A 24,004-nucleotide genomic window follows, 5' to 3' on the forward strand; every position below is an offset into this window, starting at 1 on the left:
TTGACCCCGGCCAGCCTCCTGCTGCTGCTGTTCGCGGTGTTCTCCTCGGCGGCCGGGCAGATCATGCTCAAGCACGGCATGCGGGCCGCCGCCGCCACCGTCGAGCGGACCGGCGGCTCCCTCGCCGTCCGCGCCGCGACCACCCCGTGGGTGGTGCTCGGCCTCACCGTCTTCGCGGTGTCCGCCGTGGCGTGGATGTCCACCCTCGCCCGGGTGCCGCTGTCGGTCGCGTACCCCTTCAACGCCCTCGGCTATCTGCTGATCGTGCTGGCCGGCTCGACCCTGCTGCACGAGCGGACCTCCCCGTGGACCTGGGCCGGCTCGCTGCTCGTGGTGATCGGCCTCATCACGGTCTTCGCCGGCCAGCGGAACTAGCCCGCCACTGTCGATCACGCCGGGCTCCGGCCTGATCGACAGGACAGCCCCTGCGGCCCGTCTTCCAGACCCGCCCACCGGTCCGGCCTGATCCGGAGGACAGGCCCCAGCCCCGGAAGGACTCCATGGCCCGTCTCAGCGTCGTCGTGTCCGGCCGCGCCCCGCTCAGCCGGCTGCGCGCCTGCCTGGAGAGCGTCACCGCGCAGTCGTACGCCCAGCTCGACGTCGTCGTGACCGTCCCGCTCGACGACACCCCGGCCCGCGCGCTCGCCGAGGCCCACGAGATGCGCGACCCGCGCGTCACCGTGGTGCCCGTCTCGCCGCACGCGCCCGCGGCCGCCGCCCGGGCCGCCGCGGCGCGGGCCGCGACCGGGGCGTACCTGCAGTTCCTGCACCCCGACGACCTGCTGCCCGAGGGGGCGGCGGCCGCGCTCGCCGCGCGCCTGCCCGCGGAGGGGCCGGACGCGCCCGACGTGCTGGTGTGCGACCACCGGGTGGCGCACTGGTGGGACGACGCCGCACCCAGCGGCGACACCGAGCTCCTCATCCGCCTGGCGGGCCCCGCCCGCCTCGCCGAGCAACCCGCGCTGCTGGACCTGGCGCCCGTGCTCGGCGCCCGGCTCGTCAGCGCCCGGCTCCTCGGCGCACACCCCGAACTCCTCGCCACCGAGGGCCACGACGAGCTGTACCTGGCGTACGCCGTACTGGTGCCGGCCCGCGGCGTCGCCTGCTGCGACACCGTGGCGCTCACCCACCGCAAGGACCGCCCCGTCCAGCGGCGCGCCGCCGGCCCCGAGCGGCACTTCGCCGCCTTCGCCCAGTACGAGCGGCTGCACCGGCTGGCCATCGCCCGCGACGCGCCGCCCGCCGTGCTGGGCCGACTCTACGACCGGATGACCGGCGACTACCTCACCACGCTCGCCCGCCGCGACGAACTGCCCCCCGCCCTGGTCCCCGAGTACTTCCGCCGTGCCGCCGACCACGCGGCCCGCCTCCGTCCCGAGGGCCACCGCCTCCCGCGCGGTCTCGACGGCGTGCGCCACCACCTCCTGGCCCGCAACGCCGCCCTGCCCTACCGGGCGCTGCGCGCCGCCAACGACAGGCGCCGTGCCGCCGGGGCCACCCTCGCGGCCGGGACCGAGCGGCTCGCGGCGGTACGCGCCCGGCGCCGCTACCACCGGGCCCTGCGCCGCCGCCTGGACGAGGACCTCGTGGTCTTCTCCGCGTACTGGGGCCGCGGCGTGCACTGCAACCCGGCCGCCATCGCCGCCGAGCTCGCCGAACTCGCCCCCGACATCCGCCAGGTGTGGATCACCGAGGAGGACCGCGTCCCGCTGCTGCCGCCCGGCACCGACCACGTCGTCCCCGGCAGCGCCCGCTACTGGGACGTCCTCGCCCGCGCCAAGTACCTGGTCAACAACGTCAACTTCCCGAACGACGTGGTCAAGCGGCCGGGCAGCGTCCACGTCCAGACCCACCACGGCACCCCGCTCAAGCGCATGGGCGTCGACCAGCGCGACCACCCGGCCGCCGCCCAGGGCCTCAACTTCGAGTCGCTGCTGGAGCGCATCGACCGCTGGGACTACAGCATCTCCGCCAACAGCCACTCCACCGAGACCTGGGCCCGTGCCTACCCCTCCGGCTACCGGTCCCTCGACTACGGCTATCCCCGCAACGACGTCTACTACCGCGCCACCGCCGAGGACGTCCTGGCCGCCCGCGCACGCCTCGGCATCGAACCCGGCCGCCGGGCCGTCCTGTACGCCCCCACCCACCGCGACCACGAGGCCGGCTGGACACCCCGCCTGGACCTGCCGGAACTGGCCGACCGGCTCGGCGACGACACCGTGCTGCTCGTCCGCGGCCACTACTTCCACGACCGGCTGCCGGGCGGCGCGCGCCACGCCCGGGTGCTCGACGTCACCGGCTGGGACCCCGTCGAGGAGCTCGCGCTCGCCGCCGACGCCCTCCTCACCGACTACTCGTCGCTGATGTTCGACTACGCCAACCTCGACCGGCCCATCGTCATCCACGCCGACGACTGGGAGACGTACACCCGCGTCCGCGGCGTCTACTTCGACCTGACGGCCGAGGCCCCGGGCCCCGTCGCCCGCGGCCAGGCCGACCTCACCGACATCCTCACCTCCACCGCCTGGTGCGACGAGACCGCCCGCAAACAGCGCCACGACTTCCGGCTGCGGTTCTGCGAGTACGACGACGGGCACGCCGCCGAGCGCGTCGTACGCCGCGTCTTCCTGGGCGAGGGCGAGGAGGGCCTGCCGCCCGTGCTGCCGGTCGGCCGGCGCACCCCCGCCCCCACCCCCGAGGAGGCCGCGCGCCGATGACGACCACCGTCCCCGACGTCACCGTCACCGTCATCGTCCACAACGACGCCGCACGGCTGCCGCGCGCCGTCGATTCCGTGCGCGCCCAGACCCACCGCGCCCTGGAGATCGTCATCAGCGACGACCACTCCACGGACGCCACCCCCGAGGTCGCGGCCGCGCTTGCCGCCAAGGACGGCCGGATCCGCGTGCTGCGCCTGGAGCAGAACAGCGGCGGCTGCTCCGCGCCGCGCAACCGCGCCCTGGAGATCGCCCGCGCCCCGTTCCTGATGTTCCTCGACAGCGACGACGAACTGCCCCCGCGGGCGGTGGAACTGCTGCTCGCCGCCCACCGGGAGACGGAGGCGGACTTCGCGATGGGCGCCGTGGAACGGGTGCGCACCGACACCGGGGCCACCTCCACCTGGATGGCGCCGCTCTTCGGCCGCCGGCGCACGGTCCGCGGCATCGCGGAGGAGCCGCGGATGCTCTTCGAGCCGCTGTCGACCAACAAGATGTACCGCAGGGAGTTCCTCGACCGGCACAACCTGCGCTTCCCCGAGGGCCTGCACTACGAGGACCAGCTCTTCTCCGCCCAGGCGTACACCCTCGCCCGCGCCTTCACCGTCATCACCGAACCGGTCTACCGCTGGTACATCGCCCCCCACGCCGACCGCGAGGCGGCGACCATCTCCAACCGGCGGCACCTGATGTCCAACGTGCGCGACCGGATCCGGATCGCGCGGCTCATCGACGCGTTCCTGGACGGGCAGGGCGTCCCCGCGGCCGTCCGGGAGGAGAAGGACTTCAAGTTCCTCTCGCACGACTTCCGGCTGTACGCGGGGGACCTGCCCCACCGCGAGCCGGCGTGGGTCGCCGGGTTCGCCGCCGAGACCGTGCCCTACCTGGACGGGCTGTGCGCCGCCGCGTACGCGCGGCTGGGCCGCGACGAGCGGGTCGTGATCGGGCTGCTGCGCGAGGGCCGGTACGAGGAGGCGCGCCTGGCCGCCCGGGGCCTCGGCCACGGCGTGGGGCCGCGCGGGACGGTGACGGATCCCGCGCGGGGCCGCACCTACTGGGGCAGCGCGCTGCCGGTGGGCGCGGCGGCGCGCGAGGACCTGGACGTGACGGAACTGGACCTGGAGGGCTGCCCGTTCGCCGCCGCCCGGTTCCGGCACGAGATCACCGGGCTCGTCCACGCGGGCACGGCCGTGGAGCTGGCGGTGCGGACGTACGACCCGGGGCTGCGCCTGCCGCTCGCGCCGCAGCCCGCGTCCCTGCACCTCGCGCCGGGCGGGCGGCGCACGACCGTGCCGGTACGGCTGGACCCGGCCGGGCGCGGCGTCTTCGAGGGCACCGCACGGCTCGACCTGTCGGCCGTGGCCCTGCCCGTCCACGGCTTCTGGGGCGTGCGCCACCCGGTGCTGGAGGTGACGGACGGGCGTGCGAGCCGCACGGGCGTGCTGCTGGCGCCGACGGACTTCACGCCGTTCGAGGTGACGGGGCCCGCGCGGCACCGGATCACCGTGGAGCCGGAGGGGCGCGGCGCGGGGCGGCTGCAGGTGCGGTGGCGGCCCGCCGGCAGCGTGGGGCGGCTGCTGGCCCCGGTGGTGCGGCGCAGCGCGGTACGGCGGGTCGCCCGGGCACTCGTACGCGGCTAGGAGCTGTCTTATGCGGGAGGCCGGCACCCTGGGCGGGTGCCGGCCTCCGGCGCGGAACGGTGTGTGCGGAAGAGAGGTGACGCCCCCGGTCACGCGGCCGGTACGGCCTCCTTCTCCGGGGCCTGCGGCGCCTGCTCGGCGGGGACCGCGTTCCGGCCGCCGCGCATGACCACCACGGTGAGGAGCGCTGCGGCGAAAACCCCGATGGCGCTGACGGTGAGGGTGGTGGACATCGACGAGGTGAAGGCGTCCCTGGCCGCCCGGACCAGGCCCGGGTCGCCGTGGGCGGCGTGACCCCGGGCCGGGCGGCCGGGCGGCGGGACGGGAGCACACCACCGGGTCCCCCGGGGAGAGCCCGGGCCCGGGTCGCGCGCCCTTACCGGGGCGCCGGGAACAGCGCCGACACCGCCTCGCCCATCGACGGGGCCGGGCGGCGCTCCTCCAGCGGGACGACGGGTGCCAGCCGCTGCGGGTCCTCGCCCAGGAACACGTGCCGCACCACCCGCTCGGCCGCACCGCCGTCGTCGTACGGGCAGAACCGCGCCCGGAAGGCGGCGCGCAGCTGCGCCGAGCGCGAGCCCCGCCAGTGCCCGGTGACGAAGATGTCGATCAGCTCGTCCTCGGAGAGGGCCACCGCGCCCGGCGGGAAGGACCTCACGTCGAAGTAGGTGCCGCGGGCCGCCTCGTACGCCGCCCAGTCCTCGGTGTGCACCACGATCGGCCGGTCCAGGTTGGCGTAGTCGAACATCAGCGACGAGTAGTCCGTCACCAGCACGTCCGACGCCAGGCACAGCTGCTCGACCGAGGGGTGGGCCGAGACGTCGATGACCCGCGGGTGGGCGGGCGGTGGCGGACCGTCGCCGTGGGTCGGGTGCGGGCGCGCCAGGATCACGAACCCCGGGCCGAGCGCCCGCAGCACCCGCTCGAGGTCGAGCAGGCGCGGCTGCGGCGTCACGTAGTCCCGGTGGGTGGGCGCGTACAGGACCGCCGTGTGGCCCTCGGGGATGCCGAGCGTCTCCCGCAGCCGGGCGACGTCGGCGGCCCCCGCCCGCTGGAACACGTCGTTGCGCGGACAGCCGTACTCCAGCGTGCGGTAGCCGGCCGGGTAGACCCGCTCCCACACGAGCGTGGCGTGGCGGTTGGGGGAGACGAGGTAGTCCCAGGTGTCGACGGCGCGCAGCAGCCCGGCGAAGTCCATGCCGCGGGCGGCGGCCGGCCGGTGCATCAGGTCCAGGCCCATGTGCTTCAGCGGCGTGCCGTGCTGGGTCTGCACGACCACCTGTCCGCGCCGCTTGACCATCCGCCGGTCGAAGTTGACGTTGTTGACCAGGTACTTGGACCTGGCCAGGGCCGTCCAGTACGCGGCCGAACCGGGCCGCACCCTGCGCGTGCCCGGCGGCACGGTGTGCGCGTGCGCAGGGGCGCAGATCCAGGCGGTGCGCACGTGCGGGGCCAGCTCGCGCACCCGCTCCTCGATCGCGGCCGGGCTGCACGCGTAGCCGCGGCTCCAGTAGGCGCTGAAGACGGCCCGGTCGTCCCGCACCGGCAGGCACCGCTGGATGCGGTAGTGCAGCTGGAGCAGCGCGCCGCACACCGCCCCCGCGACCCGGCGGCCGCCCGCCGCGGCGCGCCGCTTCGCCGTGCGCGCGGCCATCAGCGCGCGGTAGGTGCGGTGGCTGCCGAACCGCACCAGGGCGTGGCGCAGGCGGGTGGTGAGCCGCGGGACGGCGATCGCGCGGGCGGCCGGGGCCGGAGCGGCACCGGCCGCGCGGTGGCGGCGGTAGTGGGCCCTGGCGCGGCGGAAGAAGGCGGCGCGGGTGCCGCGCGGCAGCCGCCCGGGGGCCATGAAGACGGAGGTGAAGTGGTCGGCCATGCGCCGGCGCAGCACCGGGCGCCAGCACGCCAGCTCGGGGCGCGTGTCGAGGAACGCGAAGAGCCGCTCGTACTGGTCGAACAGATCGAAGTGGCGCAGGCTCGTGGTGCTCAGGATGGAGCCGGTACGGCGCTGGCGGTAGTGCACGCACACCCGGTCGAGGGTGGCGATCGACCCGGCGGCCATCAGCGCCGGGTAGGTCCACGGGGTGTCCTCGTAGAACCCGGGCGGGAAGGTGAAGCCCTCGCGTGCGACGAACTCCCGCTTGTACGCCTTGTTCCACACCACCATCAGCACCTTCAGCAGCCCGGGGCGGTCGGCGAGCACGAACGGCGCCGGGCCGGACTCGGCGAGGTGGGCGCGGAACTCGTTGGGGACGACCTCGCCGGTGGGGTACGTACGGACGTGGTCGTACACCAGCACGTCCGGGTCGCCGGTCTCCTTGAGGCGGTCCGCCACGGCCCGGAGGGAACCGGGGGCGAGGGTGTCGTCGCCGTCGAGGAAGACCAGGTAGTCGCCGGTGGCGTGGGCGAGTCCGGCGTTGCGGGCGGGGCCCAGGCCGGAGTTCTCCGGCAGGTGGACGGCGATGACCCGGCGGTCACGGGCGGCGAACTCGTCGATGATCGCGCCGCAGCCGTCGGGCGAGCAGTCGTCCACGGCGATCAGTTCGAGATCGTCGCAGGACTGGGAGAGCACCGACTCCAGGCAGGCGTGCAGATAGGCCTGGACGTGGTACGCGGGGACGATGACGCTGAACCGGGGCATGGCCCGGGAACTTCCGGTGGACCGACCGGGTTACGCGTCCCGTGGCATACGGGGGACATGCGGGTGTACGGCCGCTGACCTGTACGTCATTTGACCGCCCCGGCCATCACCCCCGACACGAACTGGCGCTGGAAGGCGAAGAAGACGGCGAGCGGGATCACCATCGAGACGAACGCCCCGGGCGCGAGGACGTCGATGTTGTTGCCGAACTGCCGTACCTGCTGCTGGAGCGCGACCGTGATCGGCGGTGAGCCGGAGTCCGCGAAGATCAGCGCGATCAGCATGTCGTTCCACACCCACAGGAACTGGAAGATGCCCAGCGAGGCGATGGCCGGGCCGCCGAGCGGCATGACCACCCGCGTGAACAGCCGTATCTCGCCGGCGCCGTCGAGCCGTGCCGCCTCCAGCAGCTCGCGGGGGATCTCCGCGAAGAAGTTGCGCAGCAGGAAGATGGCGAAGGGCAGGCCGAAGGCGACGTGGAAGAGGACCACGCCGAGCGTCGTCTCGAAGATGCCGATCTCGCCGAAGAGCTCCGACACGGGGACGAGCGCCACCTGGACGGGCACGACGAGCAGGCCCACCACGAGCAGGAACCACCAGTCCCGGCCGGGGAACTCCATCCAGGCGAAGGCGTACCCGGCGAACGACCCGATGACGATGACGAGGACCGTCGACGGGACGGTGATGAGGACGGTGGAGAGGAGCGAGCCGGTGATGGTGTCGTTGTCGAGCAGCGAGGCGTAGTTGTCGGTGGTCAGCTGCGCGGGCGCGGTGAACACCCGCCACCAGCCGGAGGAGCTGATGTCGGACGGGTCGCGCAGCGAGGACAGCAGCAGCCCGACGGTCGGCATCAGCCAGAACAGCCCGACGAGGACGAGGAACACGCGCAGCCCGCCCCCGGCGGCGCGGGCCGCGATGCGCGTGGCCGGGCTCTGCCGGGTACGGCCGCTCATCGCCGCGTCTCCTTCCGGATGCGCCGGATGTTGAACCACATCACCGGGATCACCAGCAGCAGCAGGAGGACGGAGATGGCGCTGCCCACGCCCAGGTGGGCGTCCGTGCCGAAGGAGGAGCGGTAGAGCTGGAGCGCCAGGACGTTGGCGTCGTCCTGGACGGATCCCGGCGCGATGATGAAGACCAGGTCGAAGATCTTCAGCACGTTGATCATCAGGGTGACGAGGACGACCGCGAGGACCGGTGCGAGGAGCGGCACCGTGATGCGGCGGAAGACCTGCCACTCGTTGGCCCCGTCCACCCGGGCCGCTTCGAGCAGTTCGCGCGGCAGGCCCGCCAGGCCCGCCGCGATCAGCACCATCGCGAAGCCCGCCCACATCCACACGTAACTGCCGATGATGGCCGGGGTGACGAAGGACGGGCCGAGCCAGTCGACGCCGTTGTAGCGCTCGCGGAAGTTCGACCCGGGCAGGCGCAGACGGGAGCCGTCGGCCTCGGCGGGGAGGCTGAAGGTGCCGTCCGCGGCCGCCGTGGCCGTGGCGACGACCCGGCCGTCCTTGACGGCCTCCACCTCGATGCCGGGCAGGCCGGGCTCCCGGGCGTCGATGGCGTTGGGCGTGCCGCCGCCGCCCCGGGTGAAGTCCAGCCACACGGTGCCGGTGACCCGGCCGTCCGCGGCGGGCGGGGGCGCCGTCGCGGGCTCCGCGTCCTGCGGCATGTCGGCGGGTGCCACGCCGACCAGCGGCAGCTCGGCCGGTGTGCCGGCCCGTACCGGCCGGTCCGTGACGAACGCCCCGCCGTCCGCCGCCTCGAGCGGGTGGACCGGCAGGGGGCGGGCCCCGGGGTAGCCGGCCGACTCGGCGAACGTGTCGTGCACGCCCACCCAGACGGCGTTGGCGACGCCGCGGTCGGGGTCCTGCTCGTACACCAGCCGGAAGATGATGCCCGCGGCGAGCATGGAGATCGCCATCGGCATGAAGACGACCAGCTTGAAGGCCGTGCCCCAGCGGACCCGCTCCGTCAGCACGGCGAAGATCAGGCCGAGGGCGGTGGCGACGGTCGGGGCCACCACCACCCACACGGCGTTGTTCTTCACGGCGGTGAGGATCGTGTCGTCGGTGAAGATCTCCACGTAGTTGGCGAGCCCGGCGAAGGAGTCGCCGGAGCGGTCGAAGAACGACCGGTGGACCGAGTACGCGATCGGGTAGACCACGAGCGCGCCGAGCAGCAGCAGCGCGGGCAGCAGGAAGCCGGCCGCGACGAGCCTGCGGGTGCCGGTCACGCTCCTGCGGCCGGGGGCGGGCCCGGGGGCGGGGGTGCGCTTCGGGGCGGTGGCGGGCGCTGCCATGGCCTCAGCCCTTGTTCTGGTACGCCTTGGCCGCGTCGGCCTCCAGGCGGGCCTGGGTGCCCGCGATGTCCTTCGGGTTCTTCAGGAAGTCCTGCAGCGCCTTCCACTCGCCCTTGCCGGGGGTGCCGCCGAACGACTGCGGCATCTGGTCCGACATGTCGAAGCGGAAGTCGTCGCCCGCCGCGATGAGCGCCTTGGCGATGTCGCGCTGCACGTCGTTCGGGTACGCCGACGGGGCCAGCGACTTGTTCGGGGAGATGAAGCCGCCCTCGCCCGCCCAGATCCGCGCCGCGTCGGGTGAGGCGAGGAACGTCAGCAGGGCCTGCGCCGCGGGGTTGTCGGTCAGCGCGACGGCCACGTCGCCGCCCGTGACCACCGGGGCTTCGGCGCCGACCGCGGGGAAGGGGAACACCTTCGCATCCGTACCGATTTTGGCATCGGTCTGAGCGATGTTGATCGAGACGAAGTCGCCCTCGAAGACCATGCCGGCCTTGGGCCGGTCGCCGCCGGTGAACGTCTGCGTCACGGAGGCCGGGAACTCCGTCTGCAGCGCCCCGTCCGCGCCGCCGGCGATCAGGGCCGGCTTGCCGAACAGCTCGGCGAGGGTGGTGAGGGCCTGCCGCACGGACGGGTCGGTCCACTTGATCTCGTGCCGGGCGAGCCGGTCGTACTTCTCCGGCCCGGCCTGCGAGAGGTAGACGTTCTCGAACCAGTCCGTGAGGGTCCAGCCGTCCGCGCCGCCGACCGAGAACGGCGTCACACCGGAGGCGGAGACCGTCTCGGCGGTGGTGAGCAGCTCCTTCCAGGTCTTCGGCTCCGAGACGCCGGCGTTCTCGAAGACGGCGGTGTTGTACCAGATCAGCGACTTGTTGGCGGCCTTGAAGTACACGCCGTACTGGGTGCCGTCGACCGCGCCCAGGTCCTGCCAGCCGCGGGAGTAGTTCTTGGCCAGCTGGGCCTTCGCCCCGGGGCCGGCCGGCTTGGCCCACTTCCGCTCCACGGCCTGCTGGAGCGCGCCGACCTGCTGGAGCATCGCCACGTCCGGCGGGGCGCCGCCCGCGATCTTCGTGCCGATGTAGTTGAGCATCGCGTCCTGTGTCGGGACGTACGCGACCTCGGCGCCGGTGTGCTTCTCGAACGCGTCGAGGACCTTGGTGAAGGCCGCCTGCTCGGGGCCGGTCCAGACCGCGACGACCTGGAGCTTTCGGCCGTCGAGCCTCGGCAGTTCGACGGTCGCCGCCGGTTCGCCCGGGGCCTTGCTCCCGCCGGGGCCGGCGTCCTTCCCGCCGCCCCCGTCGCCGCAGCCCGCGAGGGCGAGGGCTCCGGCGGCCACCAGCGCCGTCAGTGCCGTGCGTGTCGTCCGTGCCGTGCGTGTGCTCGTGCGAAGAGTTGTGCGCATCACTGCCCCGTCTCCTGCGTGCACTTACCCGTGCGCGTACGCGTCCCGTGAGGTCAGGTCTACGCCGGGTGCACGGGTGCCGCAATACCGCCTGCCGTGTCAAGAGCCGCATCGTGATCGGCTCGTGACGTCACGTCAGCGATGGCTGGGAGTCGTCAGTGGCGGTATCGGGGCCGCGTCGAGCGAGCGGGCCGCCCGGTCCAGCGCGCTGGCGAGCAGCGCCAGGTCGGTCGGCCCGTTGCCGAGCTCGCGCACCGGCCGGCGGGTCGGCGGGTCGCCCATCCGCTCCCAGTCCAGCGGGACGACGGTCGGCCGCTGGGTCGCGGTGCGCGGGATGCGGCCGGTGACCCGGCCCGTCTGGAACGGCGTCACCCGCCCGTCGGGGTGCCCGAGCCGGCCGCGTCCCGGCGCCGGGTCGTCGGGGCCGGGCGCGGCGGGCGGGGCGTCCAGCACGGCACGCAGCCGGGCGCGGCGGGCCAGCTCCGTGTCCGCCGTGCGGTCGGGGCGGGCGGACGACGCCACCAGGTGCACGCCGAGCCGGTGGCCGTCGCGGGCCACCGCCTCCAGTGCCCGGACCACCGAACCGGCGGCCGGCCGGCCGGGGCTGCCGAGCGCCGGCGCCACCAGCGCGTCGTAGTCGTCGACCAGGACGACCAGGCGCGGCAGCGGGGGCGGTACGTCCGCCGGGTTCCCGCCGCCGCGCGCGGTGGGACGCAGGCGCAGGGTGCCGCCCGTCGCCGCGGCGTCGAGGTCGGCGGTGGTGGGGTCGCCGGCGCGGGGGTCGGGCAGCCGGCGGTCGGCCGGGCGGGGATCGCGGGGCTCCCGGGCGGCCTGCTCGCCGTCCGCGGGGCGGCGCGGACCGATCAGGCGGTCGGCCACTTCCCGCTGGGTGTGCCACTCGGTGAACTCCTGGCGGCCCAGCAGCTCCGCCCGCCGCTTCAGCTCCGCCCCGAGCGCCTGGGCGAACGCCCGCATCCTGACCGGATCCGCGGCCACCAGGTGCTCCGTGGCGTGCGGCAGCTCCATGCAGGGCGCGAGGCCCTCGCCGCGCTCACCGCCCGCGCCGTCGACCAGCAGCAGCGCGAGCCGGTCGGGCCGGGAGGCGGCGGCCAGCGAGGCGGCGACCGCGCGCAGCAGCTCCGTACGGCCGCTGCCGGCCGGGCCCTCGACCAGCAGGTGCGGGCCCTCGGCGGTGAGGTCCACGGTGAGCGGGCCGCGCGGGCCCGTGCCCAGCACGGCCGTACCGTCGGGCGCCGACGCCCAGCGGGCCAGCAGGGACGCGGGCGTGGCGCGGGCCAGGCCCAGCTCGTCGAGGAGGCGCGCCGACGGGGGCAGCGCCGTGGCGGCCGCCCGGCCCCGCGGCGCGGCCCCCTCGGTGCGCAGCGGCGCCAGCGCCCGCGCGAAGCGCTCCGCCCAGGCGGGGGAGACGGCGTCGACCGTGCCGACGGTGCCGTGCCCGGCGGGCTGCCCGCCCGCCGTCCGCATCAGCCGCAGCGCGGTCGCCACATCACCGGACAGCAGGGCGACGGCCCCGCACTCGCGGAAGGCGAGGGACGCGGCGCACGCCGCCTCGTAGGTGGCGCCGACCGGGGAGAGCGGTGAGGCCGCCGGGGTCTCGGCGAGACAGACGAGGTGGATGCCGGCCGCCGCGCCCGCCCCGGCCAGCCGGGCGGACGTCTCGCGCAGCGCCGCGGAGCCGGGGTCGCCGTCGACGATCACGACCGTGCGCGGCCCGTCGTACCGCTCGGCCGCCTCCGCGACCGCCCTCCGCTCCGCGCTCGCCCATCCCGGACCGAGCGGCCCGTCGTCGAGGCGCCGTGTCAGCTCGGCGGCGCGGGCGGCCGCCTGCTCCCGGTCGTACGCCAGCAGCAGCCGGCAGTCCTGCCCGTGGGCCGGCCGCAGGTGCGGCAGCCAGCCGAGCCAGGCCCAGTCGCGCTTGCGGGCGGCGCTGCCGATCAGCACGATCTCCAGATCGGTGGGCGCGTGCAGCGCGGCGAGCTGCGCCACGACGGAGCGGGCCAGGCCCATGAGCCGCGCCCGGGGCCCGGCCAGCGCGAGGGACCCCGCCTCGCGCAGCCCGACCGTGACGGGTACGGACGGCAGGTCGGCCCGGTCGGTCGTGCCGAGCCGTATGACGAGCTCCTCGGGGTGCCCGGGGCCCCGCTCCCAGAGCCTCGGCCCGGGGCCGAGCGCCGTGAGCAGCACGGCGGAGGGGTCGGGCCACGTCTCGCCGCCGCCGGCGCGGGAGCCCCGCGCCTCGGGAAGCCCGGGTGCCGCGGCGCCCGCGGCGTCGTCACCGCGGCCGCCCGCGAGCCGCCGCGCCCAGGCGCCTATGCCCCGTCTGCGGGCCCCCCTGCCGGCGGCCGGTTCCGTGTCGCGCCCGTCCCCGGGGAGGCCGTCCGGGCCGGTCGGCGCCTGCCCGGGGGCGGGCCCGGCGCCGGCGGGCGCGTGCGGGAAGCGGGCGCCCTGCCCGTGGGTGGCGGTGTCGCCCCCGCCCGCCGGGCCGGTCGCCCCGGCGGGTGCCTGCCCGGCGCCGCCGGCCGGGGCCTGGGGGCCGTGCTCCGCGGTGTCCGGGCGGGCGCCGGCACTGCGGGTGGGGCCGGCGATCGCGGCGGGAGGACCGCCCGGCCCTGCGGGCGCAGCGGCCGCGGCGGACGGAGCGCCGACCGGCGCGGCGGCGGGACCGGGGGAGCCGGCGCTGGGCGCCGGGGCCGTGCGCGACGGGACGCGGAGGTGTCCTTCGCCGTCGGGGGCGGTCGGGAGCGGCGCGGTCGCCGGGGCGCCCGCGCTCAGCCGCAGGGTGGACTCGCCGAGCCGCAGCAGGGCGCCCGGCCGCAGCGGGACCGGGCGGGAGCCGACGGCCGTGCCGTCGAGGGAGGTGCCGTTCGTGGAGCCGAGGTCCGCGACCGTGACGCGGCCGTCCTCGGCGACCGTCACCGCGCAGTGGAGGCGCGAGACGTCCGGGTCGTCCAGCGGGACGTCCGCGTCGGCGGAGCGGCCGATGCGGATCTGACCGCCGTGCAGCAGGTGGACGCCGCCCGCGTCGGGTCCGGCGACCACGTGGAGCCGTACCGCGGCGCCGTCCGCGGGGGCGTGGTCCTCGGCCGGGGCCTGGAGGGAGAGCACCGCGCCGTCCACCAGCGGCGGCTCGCCCAGCACCCGGCGCTGCGCGTCCAGCCGCTCCCCGCCCGCGTACAGCACGACCGACCCGGAGACGTCGGGGCCGGCGACGGCGGCGGCCAGCCCGGAGGCCACGGCGGCCAGCGCGGTCCCCGCCGGGGCGGTGACCAGCACGTCGCAGGCGCGTCCCGCGGTCTGGCCGCCGAGCGGCGCCGCGAGGACGGTCAGCCGGATCTGCATCGCCGTCAGCGGTCCCTTCTGCGCGGCGCGCCCGGCAAGGAGAAGGGAGCGGCCCGGCGTCCCCCTCCACTGCGGACGCGTCGTCCGGTTCAGTGCTGGGTGCATCCTCGCACCTGCGACGGACAACACGCCCGGGAACCGGCATCAAATGATCTTGAATGCTCACCCCCGGTCGGGAAAATGCCAGCTTGCGCCCGCCTTGGGATCATGTGTGGCAACCATGGACGGGAAGAGTGCGTCTTCGGCACCGTACGAGACCGGAAGACGACCGACCGGTGGGCCGCCCCGCGGCACTACAGTGGGTCGGACACCCGGGCGGGCCCGAGAGGGAGGCACGGGCCAGGCAAGGACCACGATCGCAGGGAGCGCATGACGTGCGGCCGGTAGGCAGCAAGTACCTGCTCGAGGAGCCGCTCGGGCGCGGCGCCACGGGCACCGTCTGGCGAGCCCGCCAGAGGGAGACGGCGGGCGCCGAGGCCGCCGTGCCGGGCCAGCCCGGCGAGACCGTCGCGATCAAGGTCCTCAAGGAGGAGCTCGCGAACGACGCGGACGTGGTGATGCGCTTCCTGCGGGAACGCTCCGTCCTCCTCCGCCTCACCCACCCCAACATCGTCCGCACCCGCGACCTCGTCGTCGAGGGCGACCTGCTCGCGCTCGTGATGGACCTGGTCGAGGGCCCGGACCTGCACCGCTACATCCGCGAGAACGGCCCGCTCACCCCGGTCGCCGCGGCGCTGCTCACCGCGCAGATCGCCGACGCGCTCGCCGCCAGCCACGCCGACGGCATCGTGCACCGCGACCTCAAGCCGGCCAACGTGCTGGTGGCCGAGCGGGACGGCCGGATGCACCCGATGCTCACCGACTTCGGCATCGCGCGCCTCGCCGACAGCCCCGGCCTGACCCGTACGCACGAATTCGTCGGCACGCCCGCGTACGTCGCGCCCGAGTCCGCCGAGGGCCGCCCGCAGACCTCCGCCGTGGACATCTACGGCGCCGGCATCCTGCTGTACGAGCTGGTCACCGGCCGCCCGCCGTTTGCCGGCGGCACCGCGCTGGAGGTCCTGCACCGCCACCTCAGCGAGGAGCCGCGCCGGCCCTCCACGGTCCCCGGACCGCTGTGGACGGTGATAGAGCGCTGCCTGAGCAAGGACCCGGACCGCCGCCCGAGCGCCGAGAACCTCGCCCGCGGCCTGCGCGTGGTCGCCGCCGGCATCGGCGTGCACGCCACGCCCGCGCAGATCGAGGCCGCGGAGGGCGTCGGCGCGCTGCTCGCGCCCGACCCGGCGCCGGCCCCCGTCCCGCAGACCCCGGGCGCCGCCGACCCCACGCAGGTGCTGCCGAGCGATGCGGGCCGGTACGACCCCAACGCCGCGACCAGCGTGATGCCGACCAGCGGCGCGGGCGGCGCCGACCCCACCACCGTCATGCCGCCGGTCCCGCCGGGCCCCGACGGCCCGCCGCGGCCGGAGGAGCCGCACCCCTGGCAGACCCAGCTGCGCGCGGCCCGGGACCGCAACGAGCAGACGCAGGTCCAGTACCTCGACCCCGGCCAGGACCCGCTGCGCCGCCGCCCCCAGCGCCGCCCGCAGCCGCAGCCGCCCCAGCAGCAGCCGCAGCCGTACGCGCCGCAGCACCAGCCCCAGCAGCGGCCGCCGCAGCGCCCCCCGCAGTACGCGCCGCCGCCCCCTCCGCAGCAGCAGTACGCACCCCAGCCCCCGCAGCACCACCAGCCGCAGCCGCGTCACCCGCAGCCGCAGCAGCCCCCGCAGCAGGCCCCGCGCCCGCCGCGGGAGCCGCGCCGGCGCAGCGCCAACCCGATGCGCATCCCCGGCCTGGGCTGCCTCAAGGGGTGCCTGTTCACGCTCGTCCTGCTCTTCGTGGCGGGCTGGCTGATCTGGGAGCTGACCCCGCTGCAGGACTGGATCGCCCAGGGCAAGAGCTACTGGCAGGCCATCGGGGACGCCGTGTCCGCGGTCACCGACTGGATCTCCCAGCTCGGCGGGGACGGCGGCACGCCGACGCCGCCCTCGACCCCCGCCCAGTAACTCTGCCGATTTGTCGACTTCCGGGGGCGATTTCCCCCCGGAAGTGAGTACCGGCGCCCGCGTCCGCGTAACTTGGTCGGGAACGCCAGCCGCTGAGGGAGCAGTCTTGGCACGGAAAATCGGCAGCCGGTACACGGCCCACCAGATCCTGGGGCGGGGCAGCGCCGGCACGGTGTGGCTCGGTGAGGGCCCGGAGGGCCCCGTAGCGATCAAGCTGCTGCGCGAGGACCTGGCCTCCGACCAGGAACTCGTCGGCCGCTTCGTCCAGGAGCGCACCGCCCTGCTCGGGCTGGACCACGCGCGCGTGGTGGGCGTCCGCGACCTGGTCGTCGACGGCAAGGACCTCGCCCTCGTCATGGACCTGGTGCGCGGCACCGACCTGCGCACCCGTCTGGACCGCGAGCGCCGCCTCGCCCCCGAGGCGGCCGTCTCGATCGCCGCCGACGTCGCCGAGGGGCTGGCCGCCGCGCACGCCGCCGGGATCGTCCACCGCGACGTCAAGCCCGAGAACATCCTGCTCGACATGGAGGGCCCGCTCGGCCCCGGCGGCGCCCACCCCGCCCTGCTGACCGATTTCGGCGTCGCCAAGCTGATCGACACCCCCGGACGCACCAGGACCACGCGCGTCATCGGCACGCCGGACTACGTGGCCCCCGAGATCGTCGAGGGACTGCCGCCCCGCGCGGCCGTCGACATCTACGCCCTCGCGACCGTCCTGTACGAGCTGCTCGCCGGCTTCACGCCGTTCGGCGGCGGCCATCCGGGGGCCGTCCTGCGCCGCCACGTCACCGAGACGGTCGTCCCGCTCCCCGGCATCCCGGACGAGCTGTGGCAGCTGATCGTCCAGTGCCTGGCCAAGGCCCCGGCCTCCCGCCTGCGCGCCTCCGAGCTCGCCGCCCGCCTCCACGACCTGCTGCCGCTCGTGGCCGGCATGCCGCCGCTGGACGTCGACGAGCCGGACGCCGACCCGTCCGCGGAGCCGTACGAGGACGACCCCTACCCGACCCTCACCGACGCGCCGCGCCGCGCCGCCGTGCCCCTGGTGCCGGGCTCGTCCCCCGACTCCAACCGCGACACCCACACCTCCATGCGGGTCCCGGCCCCGGACGAGCTCTCCGGCGGGCCCCTGGGCACCGCCCGCGCGCCCCGCCCGGCCGGCGGCCGGCGCCCCGGCTCGGCCCGCCACCGCTCCGAGGCCGTGCGCAAGCGCCGCATCACGCTCGGTATCGCCGCCGCCGCGCTGGTGGCCGCCGCCGGGGTCGGCGGGTACGTGGTGACCAGCGGCGACGACGACACCGCGCCGCCCCGCGACTCCCGCCAGTCGGCCCCTTCCACCCCCTAGGTCCCGCCGGGCGGGCCGGGGTGTCGCACGCAGCCGTTACGCTGGTGTCGTGGCAGTCGTCGATGTATCCGAAGAGCTGAAGTCCCTCTCCTCGACCATGGGGTCGATCGAGGCCGTCCTGGACCTCGACAAGTTGAGGGCAGACATCGCCGTGCTCGAGGAGCAGGCCGCGGCCCCGTCCCTGTGGGACGACCCGGAGGCGGCGCAGAAGATCACGAGCAGGCTTTCGCACCTCCAGGCCGAGGTGCGCAAGGCCGAGGCACTGCGCGGTCGCATCGACGACCTCGAGGTCCTCTTCGAGCTCGCCGAGGCCGAGGGCGACGCCGACGCGCGCGCCGAGGCCGAGGCGGAGCTGGAGTCCGTCCGCAAGGCGCTGGACGAGATGGAGGTGCGCACCCTCCTGTCCGGCGAGTACGACGAGCGCGAGGCGCTGGTCAACATCCGCGCCGAGGCGGGCGGCGTCGACGCCGCCGACTTCGCCGAGCAGCTCCAGCGCATGTACCTGCGCTGGGCCGAGCGCCACGGGTACGGCACGGAGGTCTACGAGACGTCGTACGCGGAGGAGGCCGGCATCAAGTCGACCACCTTCGTCGTCAAGGCGCCGTACGCCTACGGCACGCTCTCCGTGGAGCAGGGCACGCACCGCCTGGTCCGCATCTCCCCGTTCGACAACCAGGGCCGCCGCCAGACGTCCTTCGCGGGCGTCGAGGTGCTCCCGGTCGTCGAGCAGTCCGACCACGTCGACATCGACGAGTCCGAGCTGCGCGTGGATGTCTACCGCGCCTCCGGCCCGGGCGGCCAGGGCGTCAACACCACCGACTCGGCGGTGCGCATCACGCACATCCCGACCGGCATCGTGGTCTCCTGCCAGAACGAGCGCTCACAGATCCAGAACAAGGCCAGCGCCATGAACGTCCTCCAGGCCAAGCTGCTGGAGCGGCGCCGCCAGGAGGAGCAGGCCAAGATGGACGCCCTCAAGGGCGACGGCGGCAACTCGTGGGGCAACCAGATGCGGTCCTACGTGCTGCACCCGTACCAGATGGTCAAGGATCTGCGCACGGAGTTCGAGGTCGGCAACCCGCAGGCCGTGCTGGACGGCGAGATCGACGGCTTCCTGGAGGCCGGAATCCGCTGGCGCAAGCAGCAGGAGCAGACGAAGTAACGTCCCGCGATACGACGGGCCGTTCGGCGCCGGAACCCCCAGGGGTTCCGGCGCCGCTTGCTTGTCGCGCGTCAATTCGCGGCCGCAAGCGCCGAGTAGGCCGCTTCAGCGCTTTGTCGACAAGGGAACGGCCGCTCGGGGCCCGGCACTTCGGGGTCTACGTCACAGTTGCATCGTTGCACCCGCGGCAACTGTGATCATTTCGGGCATCGCACGCGCAACGACCTTGACGCTTGTCCGAAAACTGGGAAAGCTGACGCGCGGCATGCGCATGACTGGGGCGCGTGCGATCCGGGGGCAACCAGAAGCGCGACCCCCAGTGTCCGTTGCCCCGAGCGCTGCTCCACTGACGAATCAGCTACTGGGGGTAGCAGGCAGATGACCAAGAAGACGCGGGTCCGCGTGGCGCGGATCGCAGCCGGTGCGGTGATCGCGGCCGGTGCGTCCCTGACCGCCGCGGGCGCCGCTTCCGCCGTGGGCGTGGACGTCAACGTGGCGGGCCTCGGCGTGAGCGCCGACGTCGACGACGCCGGTGTCGAGGTGAACGCGGTCGAGGGCACCACCGAGGGCAACACGGTCGTCGGCACCACCGAGGGCACCGGTGACCAGGGTGGCACGGGCGACCAGGGCGGTACGGGCGACCAGGGTGGCACGGGTGACCAGGGCGGTACGGGCGACCAGGGTGGCACGGGTGACCAGGGCGGTACGGGCGACCAGGGTGGCACGGGTGACCAGGGCGGTACGGGCGACCAGGGCGGTACGGGCGACCAGGGTGGCACCGGTGACCAGGGCGGTACGGGCGACCAGGGTGGCACGGGTGACCAGGGTGGCACCGGTGACCAGGGCGGTACGGGCGACCAGGGTGGCACGGGTGACCAGGGCGGTACGGGCGACCAGGGTGGCACGGGTGACCAGGGTGGCACGGGTGACCAGGGTGGCACGGGCGACCAGGGTGGCACGGGTGACCAGGGTGGCACGGGCGACCAGGGCGGCACGGGCGACCAGGGCGGCACCGGCGACAACGGTGGCTCCGGCGACCAGGGCGGCGCGGCTGCGACCGGTGGTTCCACCACCGGTGACGCCGGCGCCTGCACCGTCGACCTCGACGGTGCCGACTGCGTCGACAACACCGACACCGACTCCGTCGGCTCCAAGCCGGTCGAGCAGGGCCAGGCCAAGGAGGAGCTGGCCGCGACCGGCGCCGCCGAGACCACGTTCCTGCTGGTCGGCGCCGCGACGATGATCGCCGGCGGCATCGGCTTCCGTATGCTCCCGCGCCTCGTCGCCGGTGGCCGTACGGCCGCCTGACCCGCACGACCGGGTACCTGCACGCAGGTGAACAGCGGGCCCCGCGCCGATGGCGCGGGGCCCGCGGTCGTGACAGCGCACCGGTAAGGGCTCCCGAAGCCGCTCAGCGGCCCCCGGAGCCCTTACCGGAGTGGTCATGAAGGGGGAGGCGCGCGGCGAAGCCTCACACGGTCTGCTGGGCCGTGGCGGCCAGCAGTGCCACCATCGCCACCAGGACGACCAGCAGCATCAGCAGGCCCACCGGGCTCAGCCCGCCGAAGGGGCCCTGCTGCTGGAGGCGCTCCCGGCTGGCCCGGCACACCGGGCACCGGCCCTCGCTGACGGGCGCCGCGCAGTTGGCGCACACCAATCGGTCATAGGTCATGCGCTCTCCTCCTCCCGCGCGGCGGAGCCGCAGGCGCGGATTGTGCACAAGTTCTCTCCGCACAACGCTCAGGGAAACGCATCCGTTCCCCCTACCACTCTGCCAGGTCCGGCGCATTTAGGCGCGCCCCACCGGATGGACGGCCGGCGGGATCCCCCGCCGATCGCCGGGCGGCGCCGGGACAAAAGGTGCAAGGCCGTACGGCGACTGCACGGGGCATCCCCAGTCGCGTATGGTCACGCACACCTACTCCCGGCCGACCGTGGTGCACCCGTGATCCGATTCGACAACGTCTCCAAGTCCTATCCGAAGCAGAACCGCCCCGCGCTGAGGGATGTCTCCCTCGAGATCGAGAAGGGCGAGTTCGTCTTCCTGGTGGGGTCCTCCGGCTCCGGAAAGTCCACCTTCCTGCGGCTGCTGCTGCGCGAGGAGCGCGCCAGCCACGGCACGGTGCACGTCCTCGGCAAGGACCTCGCCCGGCTGTCGAACTGGAAGGTGCCGCACATGCGCCGTCAGCTCGGCACCGTCTTCCAGGACTTCCGCCTCCTGCCCAACAAGACCGTCGCCCAGAACGTGGCGTTCGCCCAGGAGGTCATCGGCAAGCCGCGCGGGGAGATCCGCAAGGCCGTGCCCCAGGTCCTCGACCTCGTCGGCCTGGGCGGCAAGGAGGACCGGATGCCCGGCGAGCTGTCGGGTGGTGAGCAGCAGCGCGTGGCCATCGCCCGCGCGTTCGTCAACCGCCCGATGCTGCTGATCGCCGACGAGCCGACCGGCAACCTGGACCCGCAGACCTCGGTCGGCATCATGAAGCTGCTGGACCGGATCAACCGCACCGGTACGACCGTGGTCATGGCGACGCACGACCAGAACATCGTCGACCAGATGCGCAAGCGCGTCATCGAGCTCGAACAGGGCCGTCTCGTGCGCGACCAGGCGCGCGGCGTCTACGGCTACCAGCACTGAGCGGTACCCCGGGTGTTCCGGGCCCCCGCTCCAGCAGCACCAGCATCAGCAAGAAAGGCTGAACGCACGCGATGCGCGCCCAGTTCGTACTCTCGGAGATCGGTGTCGGCCTCCGTCGCAATCTCACGATGACGTTCGCCGTCATCGTCTCCGTGGCCCTGTCGCTCGCGCTCTTCGGCGGTGCGCTGCTCATGCGCGAGCAGGTCAGCGTGATGAAGGACTTCTGGTACGACAAGGCCAACGTCTCCATCTTCCTCTGCAACAAGAACGACGCGGAGAACGGCGAGACCTGCGCCAAGGGCGCGGTCACCGCCCAGCAGAAGCAGGAGATCAAGACCGACCTCGAGAAGATGGACATCGTCGACCAGGTCCACTACGAGACGGCCGATCAGGCGTACAAGCACTACAAGGACCAGTACGGCGACACCGCGATCGCCAGCATCATCACGCCGGACCAGATGCAGGAGTCGTACCGGGTCAAGCTCAAGGACCCGGAGAAGTACCAGGTCATCGCCACCGCCTTCGCCGGGCGGGCGGGCGTGTACTCCGTGGAGGACCAGCGCGACACGCTGGAGAGCCTCTTCCAGATGATGCGCGGCATGAACGTCGCCGCGCTCTGTGTGATGGGTCTGATGCTCGTCATCGCGCTGATGCTGATCGTCAACACCGTGCGGGTGTCGGCGTTCAGCCGGCGGCGCGAGACCGGCATCATGCGGCTCGTCGGCGCGTCCAGCTTCTACATCCAGATGCCGTTCATCATGGAGGCCGCCGTCGCCGGCCTGCTGGGCGGCCTGGTCGCCTGTGTCCTGCTCGTGATCGGGCGGTACTTCATGATCGACGCGGGCCTGAACCTCGCCCAGTCCATGCCCCTGGTCAACTTCATCGGCTGGGACGCGGTGATCGAGGTGCTGCCGTTCGTCGTGGTCATCGGTCTGCTGATGCCGTCGCTGGCCGCCGCCGTGGCGCTGCGCAAGTACCTGAAGGTGTGACGATTGCCCCTGGCGCCGTGCGGTCAACGACCGTACGGCGCCTTTCGCTTGTCCTAGAGTGGGCGCCATGGTGGGCCCCGATCTCTGTACCCGGCCCCGCGGCGGACGCAGCCGCGGGGCGGCCCTGACCTTCGTCTTCGCCACCCTCCTGGCCACGGCCGCGGCCACCAACTGCCTTCCCTGCGAGGAGGAGCGGACGCGCGAGCCGCACCCCGTGACCCGTGCCGCGGCGTCGTCCTCCACCGTCGACCGGGAGGAGCTCGCCCGCGCGGCCACGGAGGCCATGGCGGACGGGAAGTCCGCCGCCAAGGCGGCCGAGGAGGTCGTCAGCCGCAGCGGCGACCGGTGGGGCGCGGTCTACGACCGGCGCGAGTACGAGGAGTTCGCGCAGGCCCTGGCCGGCGCGTACACCGGCGTCGGGCTGTCCGCCCGGCGGGACGCGGCGGGCGGCGTCGAGGTGGCCCGCGTCCAGCGGGGCGGCCCGGCCGACGCGGCGGGGCTCAGGCCCGGCGACCGGATCCGCACCGTCGACGGCCGTGCGGTGCGGGGCCGTTCCGTCTCCGAGGTCGTCGCCCTGTTGCGCGGCGACGCGGGGACGGGCCGGGCGGCCGGGGCGGGCTCGCCCGTCGTCCTCGGGCTGGAGCGCGGCACGCGCGCGTGGACCCGGACGCTGCACCGGGCCCGGCTGGCCACCGAGGACGTCACCGTCCACCGGCTCGACGACGGGACCCCGCGCCTGGTGCGGATCGAGGTGTCCGCGTTCACCAAGGGCACCGGGGCGCGGGTGCGCCAGGCGGTGCGCGACGCCCCCGAGGGGGCGGGCCTCCTGCTGGACCTGCGCGGCAACAGCGGCGGCCTGGTCTCCGAGGCGGTGGCGGCGGCCTCCGCGTTCCTGGACGGCGGACTGGTCGCCACGTACGACGTCCACGGCGAGGAGCGGGCGCTGTACGCCGAGCCGGGCGGGGCCACCGACCGGCCCCTGGTGGCGCTCGTGGACGGCGGCACCATGAGCGCGGCCGAGCTCCTGGCGGGCGCCCTGCAGGACCGCGGCCGGGCGGTCACGGTCGGTACCCGCACCTTCGGCAAGGGCTCCGTCCAGATGCCCAGCCGGCTCCCGGACGGGTCGGTCGCCGAGCTGACCGTCGGCCACTACCGCACTCCCGCCGGGCGGGGCGTCGACGGCCGGGGCATCACGCCCGACGTGACGGCGCGCGAGCGCGCCGAGGAGCGGGCGCGCACGGTATTGAGTGGCCTCGGCCCCGCCTCGTAGTGCGAAAATGGCGGCACTATGGCAAAGGAAAAAGGGCGCAAGCTGATCGCGCAGAACAAGAAGGCGCGGCACGACTACCACATTCTGGACACCTACGAGTGCGGTCTGGTGCTGACCGGCACCGAGGTGAAGTCGCTGCGCCAGGGGCGGGCCTCGCTGGCGGACGGCTTCGTGCAGATCGACGGGCACGAGGCGTGGCTGCACAACGTGCACGTGCCGGAGTACAGCCAGGGCACCTGGACGAACCACAGTGCACGGCGCAAGCGGAAGCTGCTGCTGCACCGGGCCGAGATCGACAAGCTGGAGTCGAAGTCCCAGGAGACCGGCCACACGATGGTCCCCCTGGCGCTCTACTTCAAGGACGGCCGGGCGAAGGTCGAGATCGCGCTGGCGCGGGGCAAGAAGGAGTACGACAAGCGCCAGACGCTCCGGGAGAAGCAGGACCGGCGCGAGGCGGAGCGGGCGATGTCCGCGGTGCGCCGCCGCCAGCGGGCGTGACCGG

At 74.4% G+C, this 24,004-nt stretch carries 18 protein-coding genes; 11 read left to right on the forward strand and 7 right to left on the reverse strand.

Annotated elements, in window-relative coordinates; translation table 11 throughout:
- The 3 genes from ACIA79_RS31200 to ACIA79_RS31210 all read left to right on the forward strand — a co-directional run bounded on the left by ACIA79_RS31200 (position 1) and on the right by ACIA79_RS31210 (position 4,360).
- Positions 1-375 (forward strand): SMR family transporter, encoded by a 375-nt coding sequence (locus ACIA79_RS31200; protein ID WP_399431755.1) that lies wholly within the window; start codon positions 1-3, stop codon positions 373-375.
- 125 nt (positions 376-500) lie between these two features.
- Positions 501-2,720, forward strand: coding sequence for a CDP-glycerol glycerophosphotransferase family protein (locus ACIA79_RS31205; RefSeq protein WP_399431756.1), 2,220 nt, complete (start codon positions 501-503; stop codon positions 2,718-2,720).
- Complete coding sequence (locus ACIA79_RS31210) at positions 2,717-4,360, forward strand: glycosyltransferase family 2 protein (protein WP_399431757.1); 1,644 nt, start codon at positions 2,717-2,719, stop codon at positions 4,358-4,360. The genes ACIA79_RS31205 and ACIA79_RS31210 overlap by 4 nt, the downstream gene beginning before the upstream one ends.
- Positions 4,361-4,449: 89 nt before the next feature.
- On the opposite strand, the gene ACIA79_RS31215 is transcribed toward ACIA79_RS31210, so the two are convergent.
- The 6 genes from ACIA79_RS31215 to ACIA79_RS31240 form a co-directional block, all read right to left on the reverse strand.
- Complete coding sequence (locus ACIA79_RS31215; RefSeq protein ID WP_399431758.1) at positions 4,450-4,593, reverse strand: hypothetical protein; 144 nt, start codon at positions 4,591-4,593, stop codon at positions 4,450-4,452.
- 143 nt (positions 4,594-4,736) lie between these two features.
- On the reverse strand, positions 4,737-6,998 hold the full coding sequence (locus tag ACIA79_RS31220; RefSeq protein WP_399431759.1) for a CDP-glycerol glycerophosphotransferase family protein: 2,262 nt from the start codon (positions 6,996-6,998) through the stop codon (positions 4,737-4,739).
- 86 nt (positions 6,999-7,084) lie between these two features.
- Positions 7,085-7,951 carry a carbohydrate ABC transporter permease gene (locus ACIA79_RS31225; RefSeq protein WP_399431760.1) on the reverse strand — a complete coding sequence of 289 codons (867 nt, stop codon included), beginning with the start codon at positions 7,949-7,951 and terminating at the stop codon, positions 7,085-7,087.
- On the reverse strand, positions 7,948-9,300 hold the full coding sequence (locus ACIA79_RS31230) for a carbohydrate ABC transporter permease (protein ID WP_399431761.1): 1,353 nt from the start codon (positions 9,298-9,300) through the stop codon (positions 7,948-7,950). Before ACIA79_RS31230 ends, ACIA79_RS31225 begins: the two co-directional genes overlap by 4 nt.
- Before the next feature lie 4 nt (positions 9,301-9,304).
- Entirely contained in the window at positions 9,305-10,699 is a 1,395-nt protein-coding gene (locus ACIA79_RS31235; RefSeq protein ID WP_399431762.1) for an ABC transporter substrate-binding protein, read from the reverse strand.
- A 135-nt stretch (positions 10,700-10,834) separates the two neighbouring features.
- The gene (locus tag ACIA79_RS31240; protein ID WP_399431789.1) at positions 10,835-14,059 is read right to left on the reverse strand and encodes an FHA domain-containing protein; all 3,225 of its coding nucleotides are present in this window, start codon (positions 14,057-14,059) and stop codon (positions 10,835-10,837) included.
- A 374-nt stretch (positions 14,060-14,433) separates the two neighbouring features.
- Here ACIA79_RS31240 and ACIA79_RS31245 point away from each other — a divergent pair, with 374 nt between their 5' ends.
- The 4 genes from ACIA79_RS31245 (at position 14,434) to ACIA79_RS31260 (ending at position 19,916) form a co-directional block, all read left to right on the forward strand.
- Positions 14,434-16,104 (forward strand): serine/threonine-protein kinase, encoded by a 1,671-nt coding sequence (locus tag ACIA79_RS31245; RefSeq protein WP_399431763.1) that lies wholly within the window; start codon positions 14,434-14,436, stop codon positions 16,102-16,104.
- Positions 16,105-16,210: 106 nt separating this feature from the next.
- The gene (locus ACIA79_RS31250; RefSeq protein ID WP_399431764.1) at positions 16,211-17,446 is read left to right on the forward strand and encodes a serine/threonine-protein kinase; all 1,236 of its coding nucleotides are present in this window, start codon (positions 16,211-16,213) and stop codon (positions 17,444-17,446) included.
- 49 nt (positions 17,447-17,495) lie between these two features.
- Positions 17,496-18,608 (forward strand): peptide chain release factor 2, encoded by a 1,113-nt coding sequence (gene prfB / locus ACIA79_RS31255; protein ID WP_399431765.1) that lies wholly within the window; start codon positions 17,496-17,498, stop codon positions 18,606-18,608.
- A 378-nt stretch (positions 18,609-18,986) separates the two neighbouring features.
- Positions 18,987-19,916 carry a hypothetical protein gene (locus ACIA79_RS31260; protein ID WP_399431766.1) on the forward strand — a complete coding sequence of 310 codons (930 nt, stop codon included), beginning with the start codon at positions 18,987-18,989 and terminating at the stop codon, positions 19,914-19,916.
- 163 nt (positions 19,917-20,079) lie between these two features.
- Here ACIA79_RS31260 and ACIA79_RS31265 read toward each other — a convergent pair whose 3' ends face one another.
- The gene (locus ACIA79_RS31265; protein WP_399431767.1) at positions 20,080-20,280 is read right to left on the reverse strand and encodes a hypothetical protein; all 201 of its coding nucleotides are present in this window, start codon (positions 20,278-20,280) and stop codon (positions 20,080-20,082) included.
- Positions 20,281-20,553: 273 nt separating this feature from the next.
- Between ACIA79_RS31265 and ftsE the strand changes: the two genes are divergently transcribed.
- The 4 genes from ftsE to smpB all read left to right on the forward strand — a co-directional run bounded on the left by ftsE (position 20,554) and on the right by smpB (position 24,000).
- Positions 20,554-21,243: a cell division ATP-binding protein FtsE gene (ftsE, locus tag ACIA79_RS31270; protein ID WP_031076418.1), complete on the forward strand. Its 690-nt coding sequence runs from the start codon at positions 20,554-20,556 to the stop codon at positions 21,241-21,243.
- A gap of 71 nt (positions 21,244-21,314) precedes the next feature.
- Positions 21,315-22,232, forward strand: a complete 918-nt coding sequence (gene ftsX / locus ACIA79_RS31275) for a permease-like cell division protein FtsX (protein ID WP_399431768.1) — start codon at positions 21,315-21,317, stop codon at positions 22,230-22,232.
- Positions 22,233-22,299: 67 nt separating this feature from the next.
- Positions 22,300-23,502, forward strand: coding sequence for a S41 family peptidase (locus tag ACIA79_RS31280; protein ID WP_399431769.1), 1,203 nt, complete (start codon positions 22,300-22,302; stop codon positions 23,500-23,502).
- 18 nt (positions 23,503-23,520) lie between these two features.
- Positions 23,521-24,000 (forward strand): SsrA-binding protein SmpB, encoded by a 480-nt coding sequence (gene smpB / locus ACIA79_RS31285; protein WP_399431770.1) that lies wholly within the window; start codon positions 23,521-23,523, stop codon positions 23,998-24,000.
- Positions 24,001-24,004: the final 4 nt, after the last annotated feature.

It is taken from the genome of Streptomyces sp. NPDC051310, from assembly GCF_044455245.1.
Lineage (GTDB): Bacteria > Actinomycetota > Actinomycetes > Streptomycetales > Streptomycetaceae > Streptomyces.